The sequence below is a fragment of the Flavobacterium sp. UBA6135 genome, assembly GCF_002428305.1.
Taxonomy (GTDB): domain Bacteria; phylum Bacteroidota; class Bacteroidia; order Flavobacteriales; family Flavobacteriaceae; genus Flavobacterium.
The window spans coordinates 74,387-98,278 of record NZ_DIVJ01000049.1 but is presented as its reverse complement, the minus strand read 5'-3'; the positions used below and the strand labels follow the sequence as shown (position 1 = coordinate 98,278).

At 34.5% G+C, this 23,892-nt stretch carries 20 protein-coding genes; 11 read left to right on the top strand and 9 right to left on the bottom strand.

Annotation, left to right across the window (positions count from 1 at the left end; all coding sequences use genetic code 11):
* Positions 1 to 25 precede the first annotated feature (25 nt).
* Positions 26 to 3,460, top strand: coding sequence for a methylmalonyl-CoA mutase family protein (locus B3L86_RS12770; RefSeq protein ID WP_291119871.1), 3,435 nt, complete (start codon positions 26 to 28; stop codon positions 3,458 to 3,460).
* A gap of 50 nt (positions 3,461 to 3,510) precedes the next feature.
* Here B3L86_RS12770 and B3L86_RS12765 read toward each other — a convergent pair whose 3' ends face one another.
* Positions 3,511 to 4,383, bottom strand: coding sequence for an alpha/beta fold hydrolase (locus B3L86_RS12765; RefSeq protein ID WP_291119868.1), 873 nt, complete (start codon positions 4,381 to 4,383; stop codon positions 3,511 to 3,513).
* A 164-nt stretch (positions 4,384 to 4,547) separates the two neighbouring features.
* Complete coding sequence (locus B3L86_RS12760; protein WP_291119865.1) at positions 4,548 to 5,588, bottom strand: Fic family protein; 1,041 nt, start codon at positions 5,586 to 5,588, stop codon at positions 4,548 to 4,550.
* Between the two features lie 197 nt (positions 5,589 to 5,785).
* Between B3L86_RS12760 and B3L86_RS12755 the strand changes: the two genes are divergently transcribed.
* Complete coding sequence (locus tag B3L86_RS12755; protein ID WP_291119862.1) at positions 5,786 to 6,790, top strand: metal-dependent hydrolase; 1,005 nt, start codon at positions 5,786 to 5,788, stop codon at positions 6,788 to 6,790.
* On the opposite strand, the gene B3L86_RS12750 is transcribed toward B3L86_RS12755, so the two are convergent.
* Both B3L86_RS12750 and B3L86_RS12745 read right to left on the bottom strand, forming a co-directional pair.
* A complete protein-coding gene (locus B3L86_RS12750) occupies positions 6,791 to 7,201 on the bottom strand; it encodes a nuclear transport factor 2 family protein (RefSeq protein WP_291119860.1) in 411 nt (136 codons plus the stop codon).
* A 13-nt stretch (positions 7,202 to 7,214) separates the two neighbouring features.
* On the bottom strand, positions 7,215 to 7,367 hold the full coding sequence (locus B3L86_RS12745; RefSeq protein WP_291119858.1) for a hypothetical protein: 153 nt from the start codon (positions 7,365 to 7,367) through the stop codon (positions 7,215 to 7,217).
* Between the two features lie 324 nt (positions 7,368 to 7,691).
* On the opposite strand from B3L86_RS12745, the gene B3L86_RS12740 reads away from it, so the two are divergent.
* Positions 7,692 to 11,666: a hypothetical protein gene (locus B3L86_RS12740; protein WP_291119855.1), complete on the top strand. Its 3,975-nt coding sequence runs from the start codon at positions 7,692 to 7,694 to the stop codon at positions 11,664 to 11,666.
* Positions 11,667 to 11,699: 33 nt separating this feature from the next.
* Here B3L86_RS12740 and B3L86_RS12735 read toward each other — a convergent pair whose 3' ends face one another.
* Complete coding sequence (locus B3L86_RS12735; protein ID WP_291119852.1) at positions 11,700 to 12,266, bottom strand: DUF1543 domain-containing protein; 567 nt, start codon at positions 12,264 to 12,266, stop codon at positions 11,700 to 11,702.
* Positions 12,267 to 12,371: 105 nt separating this feature from the next.
* On the opposite strand from B3L86_RS12735, the gene B3L86_RS12730 reads away from it, so the two are divergent.
* The 7 genes from B3L86_RS12730 to B3L86_RS12700 all read left to right on the top strand — a co-directional run bounded on the left by B3L86_RS12730 (position 12,372) and on the right by B3L86_RS12700 (position 19,974).
* On the top strand, positions 12,372 to 12,893 hold the full coding sequence (locus B3L86_RS12730) for a hypothetical protein (protein ID WP_291119849.1): 522 nt from the start codon (positions 12,372 to 12,374) through the stop codon (positions 12,891 to 12,893).
* A gap of 269 nt (positions 12,894 to 13,162) precedes the next feature.
* Positions 13,163 to 14,098, top strand: a complete 936-nt coding sequence (locus B3L86_RS12725) for a calcium/sodium antiporter (protein WP_291119847.1) — start codon at positions 13,163 to 13,165, stop codon at positions 14,096 to 14,098.
* Between the two features lie 149 nt (positions 14,099 to 14,247).
* Positions 14,248 to 16,437, top strand: a complete 2,190-nt coding sequence (locus tag B3L86_RS12720) for a glutamine synthetase III (RefSeq protein ID WP_291119844.1) — start codon at positions 14,248 to 14,250, stop codon at positions 16,435 to 16,437.
* A 290-nt stretch (positions 16,438 to 16,727) separates the two neighbouring features.
* Positions 16,728 to 17,612 (top strand): OmpA family protein, encoded by an 885-nt coding sequence (locus B3L86_RS12715; protein ID WP_291119841.1) that lies wholly within the window; start codon positions 16,728 to 16,730, stop codon positions 17,610 to 17,612.
* Complete coding sequence (locus B3L86_RS12710; protein ID WP_291119838.1) at positions 17,609 to 18,439, top strand: OmpA family protein; 831 nt, start codon at positions 17,609 to 17,611, stop codon at positions 18,437 to 18,439. Before B3L86_RS12715 ends, B3L86_RS12710 begins: the two co-directional genes overlap by 4 nt.
* A gap of 81 nt (positions 18,440 to 18,520) precedes the next feature.
* Positions 18,521 to 19,699 carry an AIR synthase related protein gene (locus B3L86_RS12705; RefSeq protein ID WP_291119835.1) on the top strand — a complete coding sequence of 393 codons (1,179 nt, stop codon included), beginning with the start codon at positions 18,521 to 18,523 and terminating at the stop codon, positions 19,697 to 19,699.
* Positions 19,700 to 19,746: 47 nt separating this feature from the next.
* On the top strand, positions 19,747 to 19,974 hold the full coding sequence (locus B3L86_RS12700; protein WP_188361894.1) for a hypothetical protein: 228 nt from the start codon (positions 19,747 to 19,749) through the stop codon (positions 19,972 to 19,974).
* A 57-nt stretch (positions 19,975 to 20,031) separates the two neighbouring features.
* On the opposite strand, the gene B3L86_RS12695 is transcribed toward B3L86_RS12700, so the two are convergent.
* The 4 genes from B3L86_RS12695 to meaB all read right to left on the bottom strand — a co-directional run bounded on the left by B3L86_RS12695 (position 20,032) and on the right by meaB (position 22,830).
* Entirely contained in the window at positions 20,032 to 21,057 is a 1,026-nt protein-coding gene (locus tag B3L86_RS12695) for a HipA domain-containing protein (RefSeq protein WP_291119830.1), read from the bottom strand.
* Positions 21,044 to 21,370: a HipA N-terminal domain-containing protein gene (locus tag B3L86_RS12690; RefSeq protein WP_188361892.1), complete on the bottom strand. Its 327-nt coding sequence runs from the start codon at positions 21,368 to 21,370 to the stop codon at positions 21,044 to 21,046. The genes B3L86_RS12695 and B3L86_RS12690 overlap by 14 nt, the downstream gene beginning before the upstream one ends.
* Complete coding sequence (locus B3L86_RS12685) at positions 21,363 to 21,596, bottom strand: helix-turn-helix transcriptional regulator (protein ID WP_188361891.1); 234 nt, start codon at positions 21,594 to 21,596, stop codon at positions 21,363 to 21,365. Before B3L86_RS12685 ends, B3L86_RS12690 begins: the two co-directional genes overlap by 8 nt.
* 148 nt (positions 21,597 to 21,744) lie before the next feature.
* Complete coding sequence (meaB, locus tag B3L86_RS12680; protein WP_291119825.1) at positions 21,745 to 22,830, bottom strand: methylmalonyl Co-A mutase-associated GTPase MeaB; 1,086 nt, start codon at positions 22,828 to 22,830, stop codon at positions 21,745 to 21,747.
* Between the two features lie 119 nt (positions 22,831 to 22,949).
* Between meaB and B3L86_RS12675 the strand changes: the two genes are divergently transcribed.
* Positions 22,950 to 23,861: an AEC family transporter gene (locus B3L86_RS12675; protein WP_291119823.1), complete on the top strand. Its 912-nt coding sequence runs from the start codon at positions 22,950 to 22,952 to the stop codon at positions 23,859 to 23,861.
* The last annotated feature ends 31 nt before the right edge of the window (positions 23,862 to 23,892 follow it).

The following is a 23,892-nucleotide window of genomic DNA, read 5'->3' as shown; positions in this document are numbered from 1 at the left end:
CCTCAAAAACATCATTTTTTTATCAATGGAACAAGCAACTCCTTATATTCCTAAAAATAAAGTAAGAATTGTAACTGCCGCATCCCTTTTTGACGGACACGATGCAGCCATCAACATCATGCGACGCATCATTCAAGCCACAGGCGTAGAAGTCATTCACCTTGGCCACGACAGAAGCGTTGAAGAAGTCGTTAACACCGCCATTCAAGAAGATGCCAACGCAATTGCGATGACATCCTACCAAGGTGGCCACAACGAATATTTCAAATACATGCACGATTTGCTCAAAGAAAAAGGAGCCGGTCATATCAAAATATTTGGCGGTGGAGGAGGCGTAATCCTTCCCGAAGAAATTAAAGACCTTCACGATTACGGAATCACCAGAATTTATTCACCCGATGACGGTCGTGCCATGGGCTTGCAAGGAATGATTAATGATTTGGTGCAACAATCCGATTACCCAATTGGCGATAATTTGAATGGAGAAGCCAAAGAATTATACAAAAAAAATCCACGTTCAATCGCTCGCGTCATTTCAGCAGCAGAGAATTTTCCGGATATTGCCAAAGAAACGTTAGACACTATTCACAGAGAAAATGAAACCTCCAAAATTCCCGTTCTCGGAATCACCGGAACAGGCGGAGCAGGAAAATCATCGTTAGTAGATGAATTAGTTCGTCGTTTTCTAATTGATTTCCCTGAAAAAACAATTGGATTAATTTCCGTAGATCCATCCAAACGAAAAACAGGCGGAGCTTTGTTGGGTGACAGAATCCGAATGAACGCCATCAATAATCCTAGAGTTTATATGCGTTCGTTGGCTACTCGTCAATCCAATTTAGCGTTATCAAAATATGTTGCCGAAGCTATTCAAGTCCTAAAAGCAGCAAAATACGACATCATTATCCTCGAAACCTCCGGAATTGGTCAAAGTGATACCGAAATCATCGAACATTCCGATGTTTCGTTATATGTAATGACACCTGAATTCGGTGCCGCAACCCAATTGGAAAAAATCGATATGCTTGATTTTGCTGATTTAGTCGCCATCAACAAATTCGATAAAAGAGGTTCGCTTGATGCACTTCGTGATGTGAAAAAACAATACCAACGGAATCATAATCTTTGGGATGCCGATTTAGATTCACTACCGGTTTTTGGAACAATTGCTTCGCAGTTTAATGATCCGGGAATGAACACACTTTACAAAAAAGTGATGGACAAAATCGTCGAAAAAACAGAAGCGGATTTAAAATCTACCTTCGAAATCACACGTGAAATGAGCGAGAAAATTTTCGTCATTCCACCACACAGAACACGTTATCTTTCTGAAATTGCAGAAAATAACCGCAAGTATGACGAAACGGTTTTATCACAAGTAGATGTCGCTCAAAAATTATACGGAATTTACAAAACCATCGAATCAGTTGGTCACATCAACAAATTAGGTTTAACCAAATTCGGAATCAACGAAGAACAACTACAAAACGCAGCATCCACAACCAATAAAGAGTTTTTGAGTTTATTAACCAAAGAATTCGACCGTGTAAAAATGAACCTCGACCCATTCAACTGGGAAATCATTTTAACGTGGGATGAAAAAGTAAATAAATACAAAAATCCGATTTATTCGTTCAAAGTTCGGGACAAAGAAATCAAAATTCAAACGCACACCGAATCACTTTCGCATTCGCAAATACCAAAAGTAGCGTTGCCAAAATACCAAGCGTGGGGTGATATTTTAAAATGGAATTTACAAGAAAACGTTCCCGGAGAATTCCCTTTTGCATCAGGATTGTATCCGTTCAAACGAGAAGGCGAAGATCCATCGCGAATGTTTGCCGGAGAAGGCGGACCGGAGCGAACCAACAAACGTTTTCACTATGTGAGTGCAGGTTTACCCGCCAAACGTTTATCAACGGCGTTTGACTCAGTAACATTATACGGAAACGACCCCGATTTACGTCCGGATATTTACGGAAAAATTGGTAATGCCGGGGTTTCCATTTGCTGTTTAGACGATGCCAAAAAATTATATTCCGGTTTCGATTTAAGTCATCCGTTAACGTCTGTGAGTATGACCATCAACGGTCCGGCTCCGATGTTGCTTGGCTTTTTTATGAATGCCGCCATCGATCAGAATTGTGAAAAATACATCATCGAAAATAATTTACAAGTTGAGGTAGAAGAAAAAATCAACGAAATCTACAAGAAAAACGGTTTCGTTCGTCCAACCTACAACGGCGAACTTCCCAGAGGAAACAACGGTTTAGGGTTGATGTTATTAGGCGTAACCGGAGACCAAGTGCTACCGCAAGACGTGTACCAAGACATCAAAATTAAAACCTTAGCACAAGTTCGCGGAACCGTTCAAGCCGATATTTTAAAAGAAGATCAGGCACAAAACACCTGTATTTTTTCCACCGAATTCGCTCTTCGTTTGATGGGTGACGTGCAGGAATATTTCATTAAAAAGAACGTACGTAATTTCTATTCAGTGTCAATTTCGGGTTATCATATTGCGGAAGCAGGGGCAAACCCCATCACGCAATTGGCGTTCACGCTGGCGAATGGTTTCACTTACGTGGAATATTATTTGAGTCGCGGAATGAACATCAACGATTTCGGACCCAATTTATCCTTCTTTTTCTCCAACGGAATCGATCCGGAATATGCCGTGATTGGTCGTGTGGCAAGAAAAATTTGGGCAAAAGCCTTAAAAAATAAATACGGAGCAAACGAAAGAGCTCAGATGTTGAAATACCATATTCAAACATCCGGACGTTCGTTGCACGCTCAGGAAATTGATTTCAACGACATCCGAACCACGTTGCAAGCCTTGTATGCCATTTACGATAACTGCAACTCGTTGCACACGAATGCGTATGACGAAGCCATTACAACACCAACCGAAGAATCCGTTCGTCGTGCGATGGCTATTCAATTGATTATCAACAAAGAATTAGGTTTAGCCAAAAACGAAAACCCAATTCAAGGTTCGTTCATCATCGAAGAATTAACCGATTTAGTGGAAGATGCCGTTTTACAAGAATTCGACCGAATCACAGAACGTGGCGGTGTTTTAGGTGCAATGGAAACCATGTACCAACGTTCTAAAATTCAAGAAGAATCGTTGTATTATGAAACCTTAAAACACAATGGCGATTTCCCAATCATTGGGGTGAATACGTTTTTAAGTTCAAAAGGTTCTCCAACGGTGATTCCGGCAGAAGTAATTCGTGCCACCGAAGAAGAAAAACAATTTCAAATTAAGACCTTAGAAACCTTACACCAATTGCACGAGCAAAAAGTAAACGAACAATTAAACAGCTTGCAAGAAGCCGCTATCAACAACCAAAATATTTTTGAACGTTTGATGGAAGCCACCAAATATTGTTCGCTTGGTCAAATTACGAGTGCGTTGTTTGAAGTGGGTGGGCAGTATAGGAGGAATATGTAGATACCATAAATAAGAAAGAGAGGCAAATTTTAATTTTTGCCTCTCTTTTTTTACACAAACAAATTCGCATTAGGCTCTTTAATCGAATTCACCATCGTGATAATCGGTTCCGATGACAAAAACTCTAAAAGCTCTGCATTAAATAGTTCCGGTTGCTCCATATTGGATAAATGTCCGGCATTATTAATCACTTTCAAAGTCGAATCTTTAATTTGTTTATTCATAAATTCCGATTGTTCCAACGGAGTCACTTCATCTTCACGACCACAAATAATCAACGTTGGAACAGCAATTTCCACCAAAGAAGAACACGTTTCCGTTCGGGTTGCCAACGCTTTCAAACCGGCTGTTATGACTTCCGGTGTATTGGCCAAAATGTCGGCATTTATTTTTCCTACTAGTTGTTTTTTCGAGGAATAGGTGTCATCAGCAAAAAGCGAATCCAAAAACGTAGCCGAGAATTTCGACGTACCGTTTTTCTCAATTTCTTCGATAACTTCATCCCTTTTTTCTCTTTGCTCTGAAGTGTCGGCAACACAATTGGTATCACACAAAATCAAAGCAGCAAAGCGTTCCGGAAAACGTTTAACAGCATTCAAGGTCACAAACCCACCCATTGAGAGACCGCAAATAATCACTTTTCGCAATCGCAACGCATTCAAAAATCCAATCAAATCATCTGCCAATAAATCCATGCTCAATTCAGAACCATCATTCGACGACTGTCCAAAACTTCTAAAATCTAACGAGATAAATCGATGCGTATCCTTAAAAGTTGCTAATTGATTATCCCACATTGATTTATTGAAAGGAAAACCGTGCAAAAAAACAACCGGTATTTTTCCAATTCCCACATCATTATAGGATAGTTTTATGTTATTGACTTCGATTGTGCTATTGAGAGTTGAATGAGACTTTTCCATTATAAATAAATTTAAAATTATAACTATAAAGGTCTATTAAATTTTAACTTTTGTGTTATAAGATTAAGTGATATCATTACATAATTTACACAATCAGAATGCCTATTTTTGTGTAAACTTTTTTAAATGGATTTAATTAGGAGATAATTCATTTATTGTTGTTTTTATTTTATAGTGTAGCTAACATTACGGCCACTACCTTGCTTTTCTATCATTTCTTTATTGATTAATGCTGTCAAAATACGTTTAACGGTAGGTGAGGGTATCGCTAACTTTTCAGCAATTTCACCAGACTGAATATGAGGTCTGTTTTGAATAATGGTATAAATTAATTTTTCTTTGGGTGAAAGTTGCGTTTCCTTACCGCTTTTATCCAATTTCCTCGTCAATTGCGATTGAATATTAGATAAGCAACTTAAAAAGTAATTTGTCCATTCCGTAATATCTTCATTCGGACGTTGTGCCTGACAACTTCTCAGCACTTGATAATATTCGTTTTTTCGATTTTCTATTTCGTGTTCAAAACTCACATATTGAATCCATCTATACCCGTTTTTGAGTAATAAAAGCGTAGAAATTAACCGACTCAATCTTCCGTTTCCGTCTTGGAAGGGATGAACACTCAAAAAATCATACACAAAAGCGGCTATTTTGATTAAGGGATGTACTTCTTTTTCTACGTTATACCAGTTGAGTAAATGCCTGATTGCGTCTTCTGTTGCGAATCCTGCTTCAGTAGTTTGAAAAATAATTTGTTTTGTTCCATCAGGAAATGAGGCTTCAACAGCATTACTGTGTGATTTAAAATTGCCTTTGTGCCACTGGTCTTTTGCACTATATTTTAGCAAACTATTGTGTAAACTTTTGATATGACTTTCAACAAGATTGATGTTTTCAAATGATTCTGAAATCAAATCCATTACTTCAAAGTAACCAACTACTTCCTGAGCATCTCTATCGGTTAGTTTTGTAATGTCAATTTTTTGAAGTAATACATCTACTTCTTCATCACTCATTTTGTTGCCTTCAATTCGGTTGGAAGCTCCAACACTTCGCACAGTTGCAACATTTTTTAATTCCTTGAGACTTTGTCCTTCTTTTCGTTCAATGGCTGTCCAATTGGCATCAAAACGATCTATTGCACTGATTAATTTAATCAGCTTCCAATCGATATTTAGCTTAAAATTATAGACTCCATTTTTCATAATGATACGTTTTGATACGCAAATATACGCAAATGATTTGAAAGTGCAACTCTAAAATGATACGATTTGATACGATACTATTCAATTATGATACGAAAGTGTCAAAAAAATTTCAAATCCATTTAATTAAAACTTAAAAAAGAGCATCTCATTATCAAACTAGTAAGCGAATAACTATTTTTGCACAAACTTTCCAAATGGATTCACTAAGTCAAATCGTTCTCGGAGCTGCAGTGGGCAATCAAGTACTCGGTAAAAAGATTGGCAACAAAGCCATTCTTTACGGTGCCATTGTTGGAACCATTCCCGATTTGGATGTGCTTTACGGTAAATTTTTGGATCCGTTAACGGCAACAGATATTCACCGGGGGTTCAGCCATTCTGTTTTGTTTTTTCTTGTTCTTTCTCCCATTTTAGGATGGATATTGCAAAAGTTAGAAAGGAAAAATGAAGTAAATTTTAAAGAAGCTACGTTGTTTTCTTACCTTGTTTTGCAAACCCACGCCTTACTCGATTTATTCACCACTTGGGGAACGCAATTGTTTTGGCCACTCGAAAACCGCTATTCATTGCAATCCATTTTTGTGATTGATCCGCTGTATACTTTGCCGTTTTTAGTGTTTCTGATTCTTTCAATGAAGAAAAAGAAAGACAACCCTAAACGACTATTTTGGAATAGAATCGGATTGATTGTGAGCACTTCGTATTTGTTTCTCACGCTTTTAGTACAATCAATCGTAACGAATAAATTTGAAAAACAATTGGAAGAAAAGAATATTTCCTATCAAGAAATTGTGGTCAAACCATCGCCATTCAATATCATTTTATGGACCACCAACGTAAAAGTGGAAAACGGTTATTACATTGGCGACTATTCTTTTTTTGATACAAAACCCATTCAATTTCAATTTATTCCAAAACAAAAGGAATTGATTACTGACTATGAAAACGAAGCAGTAATCAAACAACTTAAAAGAATCTCAGAAGGTTGGTACTGCATCACCCAAAAAGAAAATCAACTCCTTTTCAATGATTTGCGGTTTGGTGTGATGAATACAGATGAAAATGATTTTCAATTTTCATTCAGTTATCAAATTACTGAAGAAAAAGGGGAGGTCAAAGCGATGGAATTACCAAATAAAAATCGAGAACAAGCTAAGAAATTATTGAGGAAGCTTTGGATTAGGTTGCAAGGGAATTAACTACTGTATGAATCGAACCTCACTAATCTTACCATCCGTAATTGTATAAACCGCAATCGCATAGAGTTTGGGTTCAGATTTCATAAAGACAACTTCTTCATGGTCGATGACTTTGTTGTTTAGCACAATTCGGTTTACTAATTTACAATACAAATCGGGTAATTGATTGAACATCGCCGTATATTCTTCTCGCATCTTAGCCTTTCCTTCATACAAAAGTTGATCGGGAAAAGTATATACTTTTACATTTTCACTGTAAGGTTGCAAAAAAGCTTCAATGTCACGTTTGTTGTAGCCATCCAATTGTTCTTGGGCTAGGGCAGTGGCTTCTTTTTCAATGGTAGCCTTGTCTTGGGCAAGACCATAAGAAATATTGAAAAATAAGAAAGTAATCAAAAGTAAATTTTTCATAGCAATGATTTAATTAGTTAGTAGTTTCATTTTCATCACTATTAAACTTCCGAACAATGGCTTTCAGTTTCTCTTTTCTCGCCATTTCCTTTTCTTTCTTTTTGGCTTGCTCTTTGTGTAACTTGTCGTTATGTATTTTTATATTTTTCGGATTATTTCTTCCCATAGTTTTTGTTTTTAAAATTAAAGATAATTAATTAAACAGTTTAAATATTTAATTGTAGGAAATATTGATAAAAAAATGTAAAAAGTTTAAAAAAACAACAAAATAATTTGCATGTGTTAATATTTATGTTAAATTTGCTTTCTATTTTCAAAAACAAATTAATAATTGTTGAACAGTAATCAAATTAAAATTTTGTGTTGATTAGTGTTTTCGTCATTCGTAATTTTGTTTAACTTAAACTTCAAAAGAGAAATTTTTTAACTACTGCCTCTCTCTTAAATTTTCTTACTTAGTAATGATATGGTTTATCTAAACCTTATTATTATGAAACAAAAAAAACATTTTCGTAACGAATTATTCCATGGTGTTCCAATATTTTTTTGGAAATCAGGCAATTCAGGTTTTCAAAAATTAAACAACGTTTTGAAAGCAATTTTCACTACACTTTTTATAGGTGTAATTTTCTTGTCATTTCAAGAATCTAAAGCTCAAATCGTAGCAGGTGCTGCTCTAAAAGCGAACTTTGGTATTGATGCCGATGTTTATGCTAACAGGCTTCAATTTGGAAATTTAGCCGGTCCGATTGGAACAGATGACTGGTTTGCTAACCCTTCATTATGGCCCGGGTCAGGACTCGGAGTAATTGATGTTACTAATGCCGCAGGTATTAAAGCATCTATTTTAGCCAATAACAATTTCTCTTTCGAGAAAAGAATGTCAGTACCTTATAATACAATTTTAGGTACCAACATATGGATTGATGCCGTATATGCTAGAGATAATAATTCAGCTCAAAGCAATAACGATACATCAGTATTTAGTGGAAACTCAAATAAAAATGGGGATAATCCTACTACATGGACACTGGGTAGCGGTGGAACACCTCCAAAAAATGACTTAATTGATGTTTTTGGCTATTTGAGAAGAGACATTTCTCCCGCAGCATTGGCTCAGTCACCTACCGGAATTTTATGGGGTTTTGGCGGAGCAACCACAGTTTCAGCTGATGGTAATTCGCATACCGATTTTGAATTTTTCAGAAGAGAAGTGACTTTCAGTGGGAATGCATTAATTAATGCAGGGCCGGATGCCGGTCATACAGCTTGGGTTTTTGAACCTGATGGGAGTATCGATATTCCGGGTGATATTTTAGTTGCTATAGATTTTGCAAATGGAGGTGCTAATCCACAAGCAAGTGTACGAATTTGGATGTCAAGTGCAGATATTGCAAATTTTAATTCACGACCAAATCGACCATTTAGTCTTACCGGAACTTTTGACCAAGGAAATGGAGCAGGTATTTATGGATATGCAGGAATTACCACAAAAGATCCAACAGCAGAAGCTACAGTATTTGCTGTAGTTAATGTAACAGCACCAACGCTAGGAGCTCCTTGGGGAAGCCAAGAAGGAAATGCAGCCTATTTTGATGACATGAAAGCCTTACAGTTTGCGGAATTTGGAATTAACTTAACTGCTTTAGGTCTTGATAGTAGATCAAACGATGATGGACCTTGTAATAATTTACTAGGTAGTTTATTAGTGAAAACGAGATCTTCTGCTTCTTTTACGGCAGAATTAAAAGACTTTTCCGGCCCCTTTTTATTCGGAAACATTACGGATGTTGACGTTACAGCCAATGCAAGTAATGAATTAACATGTACCAATCCAACGGCCACTTTAACGGCTACAAATATTACTCCGCCGGGAGCTACAATTAAGTGGTATGGGCCTTCACCTGGTCCGGGTCAATTAGGACCAGAATTAGTTGGAAACGCTCCTGTAGTTTCTAATCCCGGAGTTTATACGGTTAGAGCAAATGCAGGTCCTGTTGGCTGTTTTGCAGAAGATACAGTTACGGTTACAGAAAACAAGACGCCTCCAAACGCAAATGCTGGAGCGGATAAAGAATTAACTTGTACAGTAACCTCAATTGTATTGAGCGGTTCTTCAACAACACCGGGAGCAACATTTGCTTGGATTGCCAGCAATGGCGGAAACATTGTTTCAGGAGCTAATACAGCGACACCTACAGTGAATGCAGCAGGAACCTATACTTTAACGGTAACAAATCCTGCTAACGGATGTACGGCTACTGACGTGGCGTTAGTTACTCTAGATAACACACCACCAAACGCAAATGCTGGGGCTGATAAAGAACTTAATTGTACAGTAACATCAATTGCACTAAGCGGTTCTTCAACCACACCGGGAGCAACTTTTGCTTGGGTAGCTAGTAATGGCGGAAATATTGTTTCAGGGGCTAATACAGAGACACCAACAGTGAATGCGGCAGGTACATACACCCTAACGGTAACAAATCCGGATAACGGTTGTACGGCTACTGATGTGGCATTAGTTACCCTAGATAACACACCTCCAAACGCTAATGCAGGAGCGGATAAAGAACTTACTTGTACAATAACATCTATTGCATTAAGCGGTTCTTCAACCACACCCGGAGCAACATTTGCTTGGGTAGCTAGTAATGGCGGAAACATTGTTTCAGGAGCTAACACAGCGACACCAACAGTGAATGCGGCGGGTACATACACCTTAACGGTAACAAATCCGGATAACGGTTGTACAGCTACTGATGTGGCATTAGTTACCCTAGATAACACACCTCCAAACGCAAATGCTGGGGCTGATAAAGAACTTACTTGTACAATAACATCTATTGCATTAAGCGGTTCTTCAACCACTCCGGGGGCAACTTTTGCTTGGGTAGCTAGTAATGGCGGAAATATTGTTTCAGGAGGTAATACAGCGACACCAACAGTAAATGCGGCGGGTACATACACCTTAACGGTAACAAATCCGGATAACGGTTGTACAGCTACTGATGTGGCGTTAGTTACCTTGAACAACACACCTCCAAACGCAAATGCGGGAGCGGATAAAGAACTTACTTGTACAATAACATCTATTGCATTAAGCGGTTCTTCAACCACACCGGGAGCAACATTTGCTTGGGTGGCTGGCAATGGCGGAAATATTGTTTCAGGAGCTAACACAGCTACACCAACCGTGAATGCAGCAGGAACCTATACCTTAACGGTAACAAACCCTGCAAATGGATGTACAGCTACAGATGTAGCTTTGGTTACTATAAATAACACACCGCCAAACGCAAATGCAGGAGCGGATAAGGAATTGAATTGTACTTCAAAATCAGTAAGTTTAAGTGGCTCTTCAACAACACCTGGTGCAACGTTTGCATGGGTAGCAAGTAATGGAGGTAATATCGCTTTTGGAGCTGATACGGCAACGCCTACCGTAGATGCAGCTGGAACGTATACATTAACAGTTACTAATCCTGATAATGGATGTACCGCTACTGATGTTGCATTGGTTACTTTAAATAACACACCACCAAATGCAAATGCGGGAGATGATGCTCAAATTTCGTGTGATACTTCTACAGTACAGTTGTCAGGATCTTCAACTACTTTGAATGTTATTTTCTCTTGGTCTACATTAGATGGAAACATAGTTTCCGGTGCAGATACAGCAACTCCAACTGTGGATATGGAAGGAACATATGTTCTTACAGTTACCGATTTATCAAATGGATGTACTTCACAAGATGAGGTAGTGGTTACAAGACCGGAATGTGAATTCTTTGATGGTTGTACTATTGGCTATTGGAAAAATTTCCCACAAAACTGGTGTGGAACTTATAGTCCAAGTGCTAAATATGGAACGGTATTTACCAGTGCTCCTAATAACATTAAAAACAAAACTTTTATGGAAGTTTTAAATCTAGGTGGTGGAGGTGCAGCCAATCTTGGAAGACAATCGGTTGCAGCATTGCTTAATATTTGTCATGAATTTGTGAATTATGGGGAGCCTTATTTGAATAATGCACAATTATTAATTACCACAGTAAACAATGCATTTGCTTCCAATGGTAATGCAGTTAATAATTTAGCTATAGCTTTGGATGAATTAAATAACGCAGGTTGTTCAATAGATGCACATAACAATCCTATAAATCAAATTCAATCGAGAATTGCAGAGACGACTTTGGGTAAAGAATTATTTGATATTTATCCGGTTCCGTTCCAAGAAGAGATTTCAATTAAATATAATTTTGAGTATGATTCAAAAGTAACCATTGAAATTTTTGATTACAGAGGAATTCTGGTTTATAGAAATGTAGATACAAAAGGGTATTTACACAAAGAAGAAAATATCTATATGAGTTTTGCCAGAAACGAAGGGCAACTATTTATGGTAAGAATTACCACGGATAGAGAATCAAATACCAAAACAATTGTTAAAGCCAGAAAATAAGTAAGGTAATTTTAACGGAGAAGCCGTCAGGATTTATTCTGACGGTTTTTTTATTTTTAAATAACCAATGTGAAGCATATTCTCAACAGAGGAATTAGTGGAATGAATTTGAATTTGAAAGTTCTTTTTTGTTTCAACAGATAATAAATCCTCAATTTCATAAATATCATCTACATCTACACCATATTTGTCATCAATATGTGAAGTGGCTCCTTTAAAACCACAATGCTTATAAAAAGTTGTTTGTTTGGACTTCTTAATTGCCTCAGCTTTATTTTTTGCAACCGTTATAATTTTATAGTGATATTCTTCAAATTCATTTTCTTTGTAACCCCCTAAGTTGATAAAAAATAATTTATTATCTTTTGAATCAGTTGAATCTCTTTCAGTTACTTCCAGAGAAAAACCATCCACAAATGTTACCTCTCGCCAAGCGTCAATATGTATTTTACCTTTTGCTTCCGGCCAAAAAGTTTTCATTTCGGGAATTAAATCGGTTAAAGATTTTCCAATTCCAAAAAAAATATCGTGCTGCTCGGTTATTCTTCCCGGTGGTTTACAACCAAGCATAACCATGTATAGAGTGAGTTTTTCTTTCATATGTCAAATGTAAAAAATAAAATAAGTAGATTTCATGCAAAAAAAGATAACTTTGGCATAAGTATTGAAAAAGTATTTTAATACGAATCATTAAGACAAAAAAATATGAAAAAAATTACATTGATTTTAGCGTTTATCGGGATGATAACGTTACAAAGTTGTGAAGGACCTCAAGGGGTTCCGGGTAGAGATGGTGTTTCGGTTGAAGCAGAAGTTTTTGAATTGAGAAATGTTAATTTTGGTTTTAGTAATCAATTTGGATATTCAATTTATCGAGAACTAATTCCCCCGATTTTAAATTCAGACGTTCTTCTAATTTATAGAATGGATGGTACAATTAACTCCTCAACGCCAATTTGGCAACAAATTCCACGTACGTTGTATTTAAATCAAGGAGAATTAGATTATGATTTTGACTTTAGTAGAGTTGATTTTACAATTTATGCTGGTGGTACATATGATTTGGGAACAACCCCTCAGTTTCTAAACAATCAAACATTTAGAATAGTAATTATCCCCGGATATTTCTCTGCTAAAATGGATTATAGTAACTATGATCAAGTTATGGAAATGTATGGTCTTACTGAAGCCGATGTAAAATTATTCTCTGAAAGAATTAATTTATAACTAATTGATTTTAATTATTTGTAAATTATAATTTTAATCAAAAATTGTTTTTTATTTAAACATAAGACTTGTCTTATAAAGTGTTTTTATTTTTAGTTATCTTTTTTGTCTATAGAGAAATGTCTAGTTAAAGATAAATCTAACTAATTTAACTAAAGGGGTGTCTACAGGCACCCCTTTTTTATTGCTGTAAATCATGCAATTTTTTTATTAAGTAATATGATTTATTTATCATTAACGTTTTATACTTTCGTAAAAAAAATTGACTAATGGATTTTATTTTAATTATAGCTGGTTTAGTTTTATTAGTACTAGGAGGTGATTGGTTGCTGAAGTCGGCTGTTGGGATGTCCTTAAGATTAAACATTTCAAAAATTATTATAGGAATGACAGTGGTTTCTTTTGCCACTTCTGCACCGGAATTAATAGTTAGTATTAAGTCTGCAATGGCAGGTTTTCCCGATATCGCTTTAGGAAATGTAATTGGTTCCAACATTGCTAATATTGGGTTAATTCTCGGAATTGTTATGATTATCAATGCTATGAAAGTTGATGAATCATTTTTTAAAACGGATTGGCCGGCAATGCTAATTTCTTCCGTTTTGTTGTTTGGAATTTTACAGTATGATGGTGAGATAAGTAGAATAGAAGGCATGATTTTATTTTTACTCTTGATTTGTTTTGTAATATACTTAATCAAGTTCCAAAAGAAAGCCCCATCAGAAGTTGAAATTCCCCTTGAAAAAGCAATGCCTATGTATCAAGTTGTATTCTTCTTAGGAGTAGGTGGTTTAGGATTATGGGGAGGTTCTGAGCTATTAATAAAAGGGGCTGTTAATCTAGCAGAGTCTTATGGTGTTTCCGATCGAGTTATTGCAGTTACTGTTGTTGCAATTGGTACAAGTATACCGGAACTTGCCGCTTCAATTATTGCTGCTGTGAAAAAAGAAAGCTCCATCTCAATTGGGAATATAATAGGTTCTAATATCTTTAATATTCTGTCAGTTTTAGGATTAACAGCTATTATTCATCCTGTAAAGCTGGTTGACAATAGATTAATGTCCTTTGACATCATTTGGATGCTGGCATTTTCTTTTATTTTAATTCCATTAGTCATGCTTCCTAAAAAAGGATATTTGGATAGAAAAGCAGGTTTTGTTTTAGTGATAGCTTATGGTACTTTTATTTATTTGACTTTTATGTAAAATGTGTTGACCCTATTTTTTGTAGGTATTTTGAATTATAATATTATTTTTTTTAATTAACCCCCTAAAAAAATAGGGGGTTAATTGTTTTATATCTAAAAAGTATTAAATTTGCAACGTAAAAATAGTAATCCTTCAAATTATCATCTATGTCAACAATTCGTTTTCAAGCATTAAAAGAAACTTTAGGTAGAAAACCTGTAAAAGTGGAAGAAATTGGAAAAAAATCCGAAATTTTTGGAGCTAATGTCTTTAATGACAAAGCAATGCGAAAATTTTTAACCCCCGATGCTTACAAGGCAGTTCAAAGTGCTGTACAACATGGGACTAAAATTGATAGAAAATTAGCAGATTATATTGCGATGGGAATGAAAGAATGGGCCTTAACAAAAGGAGTAACCCATTATACGCATTGGTTTCAACCCTTAACAGGTGCAACTGCTGAAAAACACGATGCTTTTTTTGAAACGTCTTTTGATGGAAGTGATCCGGTTGAAAAATTTGGTGGAGATCAATTAGCTCAACAAGAGCCGGATGCCTCTAGTTTTCCAAATGGAGGAATCAGAAATACTTTTGAAGCAAGGGGTTACACCGCTTGGGACCCAACTTCACCGGCTTTTATTTACGGAACCACACTTTGTATTCCAACGGTATTTGTATCTTACACAGGAGAAGCGTTGGATTATAAGACACCATTATTAAGAGCTCTTCATGCCATTGATGAAGCGGCAACTGATGTTTGTAAATATTTTGATAAAAATGTAAAAAAGGTTACTCCAACTCTTGGTTGGGAACAAGAATATTTTCTTATTGATACCGCTTTAGCGAATTCAAGACCTGATATTTTAGCAACCGGAAGAACGTTGTTAGGACATACGTCAGCAAAAGGACAACAATTGGAAGATCATTATTTTGGATCAATTCCAACTCGTGTATTAAATTATATGAGAGATCTAGAAAATGAATGTATGCTTTTGGGAATTCCTGTTAAAACAAGACATAATGAAGTAGCACCAAATCAATTTGAATTAGCTCCAATTTTTGAAGAAACCAATTTGGCAGTAGACCATAATTCTTTGTTGATGGATGTAATGCAAAAAGTAGCAGAGCGTCATGAGTTCAGAGTTTTGTTCCATGAAAAACCTTTTAAAGGGGTGAATGGATCTGGTAAGCACAACAACTGGTCGTTAGCTACAGACACTGGTATCAACTTGTTAAGTCCGGGCAAAACACCAATGAGTAACTTACAATTCTTAACATTCTTTATTAATACCATAAAAGCAGTTAATGTTTATGAAGAATTACTTCGTGCTGCAATTGCTTCTGCAAGTAACGATCATAGATTAGGTGCTAACGAAGCCCCTCCTGCAATTATTTCTGTGTTTATTGGTCAACAGTTGACAAAAGTTTTAGAAGAATTAGAGGGAGTGTCAACAGGGAAACTTTCCCCGGAAGAAAAAACAGATTTAAAATTGAATGTAGTAGGCAAAATTCCGGATGTACTTTTGGATAACACTGATAGAAACCGAACGTCTCCATTTGCTTTTACAGGAAATAAATTTGAATTTAGAGCAGTGGGTTCATCAGCCAATTGTGCTAATGCAATGACAACTTTAAATAGTATTGTTGCAAAACAATTAAAAGATTTCAAAGCTGAAGTAGACACGTTGATTGAGAAAAATGATTTGAAAAAAGACGAAGCTATTTTCAATGTTTTGAGAGAATACATCAAACAAACAAAAGCTATACTTTTTGAAGGAGATGGATATAGTGATGCTTGGGAAAAAGAAGCTAAAAAGAGAGGTTTGAGTAATCATAAAACTACTCCTGAAGCTTTGAAAGCTAAAGTTTCTAAAAAAGCTATTGCCTTGTTTGAAGAATTGAATGTAATGAATCATGTAGAAGTGGAAGCTCGATATGAAATTGAATTAGAAGAATATACCAAGAAAATTCAAATTGAAGGTAGAGTTTTAGGTGATATTGCCAGAAATCATGTTGTTCCTACAGCTATTCGATATCAAAATGTTTTAATTGAAAATGTTAGAGGTTTGAAAGAAATTTTTGGAAAAGATTTCGAAAAAATCGCAAGAGAACAAATTAGCTTAATCAAAGAAATTTCAGAACACATTGAAGGCATAAATAGTAAAGTTGGCCAAATGACTGAAGAACGTAAGAAAGCAAATAATTTAACTGATGCCGAAAAAATGGCCATTGCTTATTGCAATAAAGTGAAACCATTTTTCGAAGAAATCAGATATCATTCTGATAAATTAGAGTTACTTGTTGATGATGAAATTTGGACATTAACCAAATACAGAGAATTATTGTTTACCAAATAATAAATTTAAACCACTCAAATAGAGTGGTTTTTTTTTATTTCAAATTAATTATGTGATTTAATGTAAAAAAAATGTATAATAAATTGTTTTGTAATTGTAAATTTATTGCTACTTTAGCTCTGTAAAAATTTAAATTTTTGTTATAAATTTTTAAATTTCAAAAAAACATTAACTATATTTCCAAAGAATTTACCACAAAAAAAGGGATGACTCTGGTCATCCCTTTTTGATTTTAATAGTATTCAAAATTATTTTTCATTATATTCGTTATCTATTAAAATTCCATTCTAATGTCACGATTGTTGATTTTTATATTTTTCTTTAATATTTTATCTATAAATAGCCAAGAACAAACTTCTTTTTATTTTGATAGTAATCAATTTGAATTGAAAAAATCAGAATTATCGAAATTGAATGATTGGATAAAACAAAACAGTAAGGTCAAGATAGTGGCAATAAACGGTTATACAGATGAAGATGGCTCGATTGGTTTTAATGATACTTTAGCTCAAAAAAGAGTAAATTTTGTGTTTAATGAAATTGAAAATAAAGTAGCAATTCGTTCGGATTTTAAAACTCGAAGCTACGGGAAGCAGCACCAACAAAGTGAAGACAAATCAAAAAATAGGAGAGTAACAGTTTATTTTATAGAAGAAAAGGATTTACATAGAGAAGACGAAATTTTAGGAATCAAACCAATTGAAAAAACTCCAATTCAAAAACCCAAACGAATTTTTCCTGAAATAATTCAAATTAAAAACCCAAACGGTTCAGTATCAGAATACGAATTGAATCGCGAGTTCATGCAAAAAATTGACGAATCTAAACCTGGTGAAAAATTAAAAATTGACAATTTGAATTTTCATTTAAACACTTTTGCAATTGTAAATGAAAGTCGTGGTAAATTATATGAATTGTTACTAGTAATGCAGCAAAATCCAAATTTGGAAATTAATATTCAAGGACATCTTTGTTGTATGCCAACAGATCGAAATAATTTGTCCACCCAACGAGCAAAGGCTATTCAGCAGTTTTTGATACATAACGGAATTGAAAAATCCCGATTGTCTTATCAAGGTTTTGGAAGCTCTCAACCCATTTTTACATTACCTGAAAAAAATGAAGAAGAGCGAGCCGCAAACCGAAGAGTAGAAATTGAAATTATAAAAAATTGAAACAACTATTTTTCATAGCATTTTCTCTCCTTTTCGGAAATAACATTTCTGCTCAAGAAAAATTTGAAATATTCTTTGACTTCAATGCTTCAATCCCAAATCAGGTTTCGTTAACCTATTTTGAAAAATGGATGCAAAATAACAAAAATGCAGAAATCTTAGAGCTTCACGGTCATTGTGATAGTGTTGACACTCAAAAATACAATTTGATTTTATCTCAAAAAAGAATTAATGAAGTTTTGCAAATTCTAAAAAATAATGCAATTCAAATTAACGAAGGTTTACAAAAAATACCTTATGGTAAAAATTTTAAGCAATCAAAAATTCAAGCTGAAAACAGAAAAGTAGTTGTTTTTTATAGAAATTTAAAGGTTGATTCAGAGGATAAATTGAAAGTAAATGTATGGGAAAATCGAAAACCAATGTTGTTTGACGACCCACTAATTCCGTTAAGAGAGAAAATTTCTAGAGTTAAAAAAGGGGATAGAATTAGATTGGAAGGAATAAATTTTCATTTTAACACGTTTCGGGTAGTTAAAGAATCAGAACCAAGTTTGGATGAATTAGTTGAAGTTTTGAATGACAATCCGAATTTGAAAATTGAAATTCAAGGTCACATGTGTTGCAATGAAAATACAAAAGAGTTGCAGCTTTCTATACAAAGATCTCGCTTTATTTATCGTTATTTAAATCTAAAAGGCATTGATAAAAAGCGAATTTCATACAAAGGTTTCGGAACTTCTAAACCAATCTTTACCATTCCTGAAAAAAATGAAGAAGAACGTGCAAAAAACAGAAGAGTTGAAATAGAAATTATGGAAAACTAATTTTCCTTTTTTCATCACTTTTCACTTTGCGACTTAATTACATTAAATGTATCTTTGCCAAACAACAACACACATTTTTTTATGAGTTCTGATACCAGTAATCGCTATAAACTTCGAGGTGTTTCTGCCGAAAAAGAAGACGTACATAATGCCATTAAAAATATTGACAAAGGCTTGTTTCCAAAAGCGTTTTGCAAAATTGTTCCGGATTATTTGACAAATGATTCGGATTATTGCTTGTTAATGCATGCTGATGGAGCAGGAACAAAATCGTCTTTGGCATATGCGTATTGGAAAGAAACAGGAGATATTTCTGTTTGGAAAGGCATTGCTCAAGATGCTTTAATCATGAATATTGATGATTTACTTTGTGTTGGAGCAACCGATAATATTTTACTTTCTTCAACCATAGGAAGAAATAAAAATAGAATTCCAGCCGAAGTGATTTCTGCCATAATTAACGGAACCGAGGAATTAATTCAAGAGTTAAATTCGTTTGGCGTAACCATTCATTCAACTGGTGGCGAAACAGCAGATGTTGGTGATTTAGTTCGAACAATCATTGTAGATTCAACTGTTACAGCTCGAATGAAACGCAGCGATGTGATTGATAATGCTAACATTAAACCAGGTGACGTAATTGTTGGTTTAGCTTCCTTTGGTCAAGCTACTTATGAAAAAGAATATAATGGAGGTATGGGAAGCAATGGATTGACTTCTGCTCGTCATGATGTTTTTTCAAAATATTTAGCAGATAAATATCCTGAAACTTATAATGCTGAAGTACCAAGTGATTTGGTATATTCAGGTCAAGTGAAGTTGACTGATTCGGTTGAAAATAGTCCAATTGATGCCGGAAAAATAGTCCTTTCTCCAACTAGAACATATGCTCCGATTATCAAAAAGATTTTGGAAAAGTACACATCAAAAGACATTCACGGAATGGTGCATTGTAGCGGTGGAGCTCAAACAAAAATTCTACATTTTGTTGATAATGTTCATATTATAAAAGATAATTTATTTCCGATTCCACCTTTGTTTAAACTGATTCAAGAACAATCAAAAACCAACTGGAAAGAAATGTATCAAGTGTTCAATTGCGGTCACCGAATGGAGCTTTATGTTCCGGCTGAAATTGCTAACGACATTATCGAGATTTCAAAATCTTTCAATGTTGATGCTCAGATTGTAGGTAGAGTAGAGGCATCCGATAATAAAAAATTAACGATTACCAGTGAATTTGGTACATTTGAATACTAATTCATTTATATTTAACCAATTACCAATAACCAATTACCATAAAAAAAATGGACTTACCAAAATTTGTTTTAGCTGACAACACTGATTTCCCTGAAGATATATTTATCATTCATTTAGAATATCCTCGTTTTATAATCAATTTAAAAGATGACGAAGTTGAAATCATCGAAGAGGTTGATGTTGAAGATGAAAAAGAATTGGAAACTGAATTAGAAAAATTAATTGAGTTAGCCGGTGCTTTTTATGATAGAGAAATGGAACGTTACGAAGAATAATTTTTAAAATTTAAGCCGTTTCAAATAAAATTAAAACGGCTTTTTTTGTATATCAATTTATATCAAATTTAATTGCTTATATCTGCTATCAATTAGAGAGTAATATTTTGATTTGTATTCATCACTCACAAAACTCTTTTCTAAAACGGCTTCCATTTCGGGTTTGGCATAGACAAAAAGTTCTAAGGTATTATCTAAAACTTTCTTATTCAAACCACCATTTTCATAAGCGGATAAAAAATCTATATATTTTAGTTTTCTTTTTTTTGCATTCAAAGTCAAAGCCAATTCTTCGGTATCTGCTGGATTTACTAATGCTGTTGGCACTAAATCATAAGCCGGACACAAACTTAAACCTTGCCCTTCTTTTTCCAGTAAGGAAAAATTCTTCAAATGCATATCGGAGTTTCCGGTAAAAAAACTAAATAGCACTTGTTCATAAAAATTACTCACATCCAATAACGGTGTACTTGAAAATTTCAACACCAATTTAGCCACTTGCTCGTGACTTCCTTTGTATTTATCTTCGGTTAATCGTTCGCTTAATTGACACATGTCTTCCATGTGGAGTTTGGTTTTTCTGGTTCTATCCATACGTTTTGTGATGTAACAAAGGGTTTCATCTTGCAACTTTACTAAACTATGAGGCACAACTTTTATTCCACAAACATCTGCCATATGCATGGTAGCACTTTCCAATTCAGGTAATTGTTCATAATGCTCCGAAGGTGGTTTGAGTATATAATCACCATAAAGCCCTACGATAGTTAGTTTTTTGGTTAAGTTTTTTTCTTCTTTTCTGAATAAACTCAACGAAACTTTTGCCTGAACTCCTGTAACCGCCATTTGACTTTGGATGACTTTTGAAGCTAATTCTTGTAAGTTTTCCAAATTATAATTGAGTTGAGGAGTTTTTAATTGTCCAAAAAAGCGTTTGTTGCACGCTTCATGAAAATCTGAATTACTATCAACAAGTGGTTCATAGCAATACAAACATCTTCTACCATAAAAAGTTTCAGGTTCCTGAACTTCTCTGGTAGTTTGTTCTAATCGTGCTAAATATTTTTTTTTATAGTTCTTCATTTCTTTGAACACTTACAGCTCCAATACAATCTTTGCAGCAGGTGAGGAGCAAACCCATTCTGTCTTTGTAATTAATTTTCCAATTTTTCTCTGCGATGTCTAACAACCAACCTTCCGGAATTAATCCATCAAAAAATGCAAAAAGGGTTTTACTTTGAAAGGGTTTTTCAGTTAGTGGCAATGTTAGACTCACTGCTTGAGCATTTTCTTTTTTTAAATATTCTGTATCATATTGAAATAAATAACCATGATCAGTTTCTAAAACTGTTCCGCAGTACTCATTTTTCATATATACTTTTCCGCTTCTATTCATTTGTTATCAATTTATCTCGATCCATTGGAACCGGTCCTAATGTCTCTCCAAATAATCGTAATACATCATTCACTTTATCCATTCTTAAAGTGCTTTTCCCTTGTTCTAAATCTCGAACAAATCGCAAACCAACTCCGGCTTTTAAAGCTAGTTCTGGCTGTGTAAGCTTATTTTGCTTGCGTTTTAGTTTGATGTGCTTACTTAAATCGGTTAAATTTTCTCGCATATTTATACCTTTTAAACTACAAATATACAAAAATATTGAAAAATCACACCATAAAAGGTATATTTTTAAATTTTACCAATATTTTATACCTTTTTGGATATAATAATTGATATTTAATCAAAAATGAATTAGATAGGGTATAAAAAAATTATTTGTAGTAAGTAGAAAGCAATTCTAAAGCTGCTGCAAAAGGTGAAATTTCATTATTTTGAACCGATTTTTTCTTTTTATCCAATAAATGAATAATTTCAGGATGATTGTAAAAATGATTCTTCAATTGTTCATTAATGGTTTCCATCATCCAATATTGATTTTGCTCTTTTCTTTTATCTTGAAAATAAGTATTGGATTGTGTCAATTCTAAATAATTAGATATGGTTTTCCAAACGGCATCAATTCCTTCTTTGGTAATGGCACTACAAGTAGAAACTGTAGGCATCCAACCTGATTTTTTTGCCGGAAATAAGTGTAATGCTCGATTGAATTCTGTTTTGGCTAGTTTTGCTCTTTTGATGTTATCGCCATCAGCTTTATTGATTACGATGGCATCGGCCATTTCCATGATTCCTCGTTTGATTCCTTGCAATTCATCGCCGGCACCTGAAATTTTTAATAACAAAAAGAAATCAACCATACTGTGAACGGCCGTTTCACTTTGACCCACACCAACGGTTTCAATAATGATGGTATCAAATCCGGCGGCTTCACAAAGAATGATAGTTTCACGTGTTTTTCTGGCAACACCACCTAAAGTTTCACCCGATGCAGAAGGTCTGATGTAGGCATTTTTATCTTTAACTAATTCTTCCATTCGGGTTTTATCTCCAAGAATACTACCGTGAGAAATGGTGCTGCTTGGATCAACAGCCAAAACAGCTACTTTTTTGCCTAATGAAGTCAAGTGTTTTCCAAAAGCTTCAATAAATGTACTTTTACCAACTCCCGGAACGCCTGTTATTCCTATTCTAATAGATTCATTTGAATGGGGTAAACAAGCGGCAATAATTTCATTTGCTTTGTTTAAATGATTGGGATTTGTACTTTCTACTAAAGTAATGGCACGACTTAAGTCGGAAATGTTGCCTTTTAAAATTCCATCAATCAATTCATCAGAAGACGGTTGAATTTTTCGAAATTGCTTAATGTTTTTCACAACCAAATCACTGATGAATTCCGGTTGAGGAACACCTTCTTTTTCACTTAAAGCGGATTTATTTGGATTTGTTTTTTTCACAAAATTAATTTCAAGTAGTAAAAGTAAGTAAAATCAACAAGAGATTCAAGTGATTAAAAAAAGTACCAAAAATTGAAAGAACAATTTTATAATGGTATTTTTACATTCCAATTTCAATTATGGAAAATATAATCTTGCTTTTTCTTTGTTTGGCTTTAGGAGTTGGTTTGCGATATATCAAATCTTTTCCAATAAACGGTCACATTGCTTTAAACCATTTCGTAATTTATATTTCTTTGCCTTCATTGGCGTTGTATTACATTCCAAAAATTGAAATTTCTTCAAAATTATTATTTCCGTTAGGAATAGCTTGGCTCGGATTTGCATTGTCTTTTTTGTTTTTTTCAATTTTACAAAAATGGCTAGGATGGTCAAAAAAATTAACGGGTTGTCTTGTCATTACAGGCGGATTATCAAATACTGCTTTTATTGGTTATCCTGTATCGGAAGCATTATATGGTAAAGAAGGATTACAAACTGCCATTTTTGTGGATCAACCGGGGTCATTTGTGGTAACGGCCACTTTGGCTGTAGCGGCTGCTGTTTATTTTTCAAAAGGAGAAACAAATACAAAATCAATAGTTTCAAAAATTCTATTATTTCCACCTTTCATATCCTTTTTAATTGCTTGTTTTTTAAATCTATTTCAAACCGATTTCCCCGAATTAATGCAAACTGTTTTTCTAAAATTAGGAAGTACAGTAACCGCTATTGCTTTAGTTGCAGTTGGATTGCAATTAAAAATTGATAAAAACAGTCAACACTGGAATTTTTTAACTCTAGGATTATTTTTTAAATTGTTCTTAATGCCTGCTTTTTTCTTGCTTTTATATAAAATAATTTTAGGTGCAGATGGCGTTCAAATTGATGTTTCCATCATGCAATCTGCCATGGCACCGATGATAACCGGGTCAATTTTGGCTTCAACATATGGGTTAAAACCCAAATTAAGTAGTATGATGGTTGGCGTTGGTATTCCGTTATCTTTTTTAACGCTAGCTTTTTGGTATTGGGTATTAACAATGATATAATTTTTTTACCTTTATTGAGTTAAATTTACAG

Bases quoted from the DNA above. Each gene is read 5' to 3' on its own strand.
- B3L86_RS12715 (WP_291119841.1), top strand. From the start codon at position 16,728: ATGTCACGATTGTTGATTTTTATATTTTTCTTTAATATTTTATCTATA.
- B3L86_RS12770 (WP_291119871.1), top strand. From the start codon at position 26: ATGGAACAAGCAACTCCTTATATTCCTAAAAATAAAGTAAGAATTGTA.
- B3L86_RS12750 (WP_291119860.1), bottom strand. From the start codon at position 7,201: ATGAAAAATTTACTTTTGATTACTTTCTTATTTTTCAATATTTCTTAT.
- B3L86_RS12730 (WP_291119849.1), top strand. From the start codon at position 12,372: ATGAAAAAAATTACATTGATTTTAGCGTTTATCGGGATGATAACGTTA.
- B3L86_RS12700 (WP_188361894.1), top strand. From the start codon at position 19,747: ATGGACTTACCAAAATTTGTTTTAGCTGACAACACTGATTTCCCTGAA.
- B3L86_RS12765 (WP_291119868.1), bottom strand. From the start codon at position 4,383: ATGGAAAAGTCTCATTCAACTCTCAATAGCACAATCGAAGTCAATAAC.
- B3L86_RS12705 (WP_291119835.1), top strand. From the start codon at position 18,521: ATGAGTTCTGATACCAGTAATCGCTATAAACTTCGAGGTGTTTCTGCC.
- B3L86_RS12695 (WP_291119830.1), bottom strand. From the start codon at position 21,057: ATGAAGAACTATAAAAAAAAATATTTAGCACGATTAGAACAAACTACC.
- B3L86_RS12735 (WP_291119852.1), bottom strand. From the start codon at position 12,266: ATGAAAGAAAAACTCACTCTATACATGGTTATGCTTGGTTGTAAACCA.
- B3L86_RS12760 (WP_291119865.1), bottom strand. From the start codon at position 5,588: ATGAAAAATGGAGTCTATAATTTTAAGCTAAATATCGATTGGAAGCTG.
- B3L86_RS12685 (WP_188361891.1), bottom strand. From the start codon at position 21,596: ATGCGAGAAAATTTAACCGATTTAAGTAAGCACATCAAACTAAAACGC.
- B3L86_RS12745 (WP_291119858.1), bottom strand. From the start codon at position 7,367: ATGGGAAGAAATAATCCGAAAAATATAAAAATACATAACGACAAGTTA.
- B3L86_RS12755 (WP_291119862.1), top strand. From the start codon at position 5,786: ATGGATTCACTAAGTCAAATCGTTCTCGGAGCTGCAGTGGGCAATCAA.
- B3L86_RS12725 (WP_291119847.1), top strand. From the start codon at position 13,163: ATGGATTTTATTTTAATTATAGCTGGTTTAGTTTTATTAGTACTAGGA.
- B3L86_RS12720 (WP_291119844.1), top strand. From the start codon at position 14,248: ATGTCAACAATTCGTTTTCAAGCATTAAAAGAAACTTTAGGTAGAAAA.
- B3L86_RS12740 (WP_291119855.1), top strand. From the start codon at position 7,692: ATGAAACAAAAAAAACATTTTCGTAACGAATTATTCCATGGTGTTCCA.
- B3L86_RS12690 (WP_188361892.1), bottom strand. From the start codon at position 21,370: ATGAATAGAAGCGGAAAAGTATATATGAAAAATGAGTACTGCGGAACA.
- B3L86_RS12675 (WP_291119823.1), top strand. From the start codon at position 22,950: ATGGAAAATATAATCTTGCTTTTTCTTTGTTTGGCTTTAGGAGTTGGT.